The 1,544-nt window shown below is 40.5% G+C and carries 2 protein-coding genes; both read right to left on the minus strand.

Going from position 1 to position 1,544, the window contains the following annotated elements; genetic code table 11:
* Nucleotides 1-78 precede the first annotated feature (78 nt).
* Nucleotides 79-837, minus strand: a complete 759-nt coding sequence (locus ABY905_RS17210; protein WP_372646123.1) for an adenosylcobinamide-GDP ribazoletransferase — start codon at nt 835-837, stop codon at nt 79-81.
* A gap of 142 nt (nt 838-979) precedes the next feature.
* Nucleotides 980-1,544, minus strand: a 565-nt coding sequence (locus ABY905_RS17215) for a nicotinate-nucleotide--dimethylbenzimidazole phosphoribosyltransferase (RefSeq protein WP_372646125.1), incomplete at its 5' end; no start/stop codon positions are given.

The raw sequence follows: 1,544 nt of genomic DNA on the forward strand, positions 1-1,544 counted from the left end.
TAGTAATCTGAGGGGAATTGTAACTAAAAAGCCACCTTTAAAGATGGCTTTTGCAATTACTTTGATAGGTTCTGTAAGCTAGATATGTACTGAGATGATATAAAAGCTCAAATAAATCACAATCTCAACCACTTGTTGCGTTGCACCAATGCAATCACCCGTAAAACCTCCTATCCATTTCTGGAAGTAACGACCTAGAAGATACTTGGCTATAAAAGCAGGAATGATGATCAGGAAATATTTGATATCCTGCAAAAGGAGAATGGGTAAAAGACCTGTCAGCCATAAAACGAACTGATTCCCTCTGCTTAGCTTGTGGGCATAGTCCTTAGCCTTGGAATTATCAACGCGTGCATAGTCATGACTATTCACCAAACTACCTGCAAGGGTTCTGCTAAAGGAGTGAGCAACAATTAATACGATAGGAAGTGAACTTGCTGAAATGGCTTCCATTCCAAAGAAGCGAGCCAGAACAACAAAGATAATACCCGAAATACCGAAAGCTCCAACGAGAGAATCCTTCATGATCTCAAGAATACGTTCTTTGGTCCAACCGCCACCAAAACCGTCGCAAACATCCATAAAGCCATCCTCGTGCAAGGCACCGGTTAACAAGGTGGTAAATACCATACTTAGAACAAGTGAAATATTAAATGGCAGTAACGAGTCACACAAAGCAAATACCAAAGCGCTAAGACCACCAATGATGATGCCTGCAATTGAAAAATACTTGACTGCTTCGTGTTGATAGGCCTTTTCGAACTTGGCCCACTTAGGGAAAGGAATTCTGGTGAAAAAGGAAAGAGCGGTAAAAAAGATATTAAGTTCTCTAAACATGGGAGATCAATTGATGTATAATCTTACTCAAGAGTTTAAGATTATTTAAAAGAATAGACGCTGATTAAATATGATTTTGTATGATTAACATTAAATCATAAGGTATCATATTTGATCTGCGTCAGAATCTTTAAATTTATAATTAGTCGGCATTACTCACACCAGCATCTTCGAAGCTAGCCATCTCGTTAAGGAAGTTGACAGCCGATTGAATCAATGGAAAAGCAATGGCAGCACCTGTGCCCTCGCCCAAACGCATGCCCATATCCAATAGGGGGTTCGCTTTAAGCTGATCGAGCATTAACTGATGCCCTTTTTCTTGTGACTTGTGGGTGAAAATACAATAATCTAAAATATTAGGATGCATTTTTGAAGCTGCTAGTAGAGCTGATGTAGTGATAAAGCCATCTACCATGATGGTCATTTTTAGTTCTGCAGCCTTAAGCATGGCACCTGTTATCATTACTATTTCGAAACCACCAAAGTAAGTCAACACCTCTTCAGCGGCATTCGTACCTCTGTATTTTGAAAGGGCACGACCTAGAATTTCGTACTTGCGTTGCAGACCTTCATCATCCCATCCGGTACCACGACCCACACAGGCACTTAGCTCAATATTGCTAAGAAGGTGAAGAATAACAGCAGCCGACGAGGTATTCGCTATCCCCATCTCGCCAAATCCAATAATATTAGATCCCTCGGAGTGA

The organism is Ancylomarina sp. (assembly GCF_041555295.1).
Classification (GTDB): Bacteria; Bacteroidota; Bacteroidia; order Bacteroidales; family Marinifilaceae; genus Ancylomarina.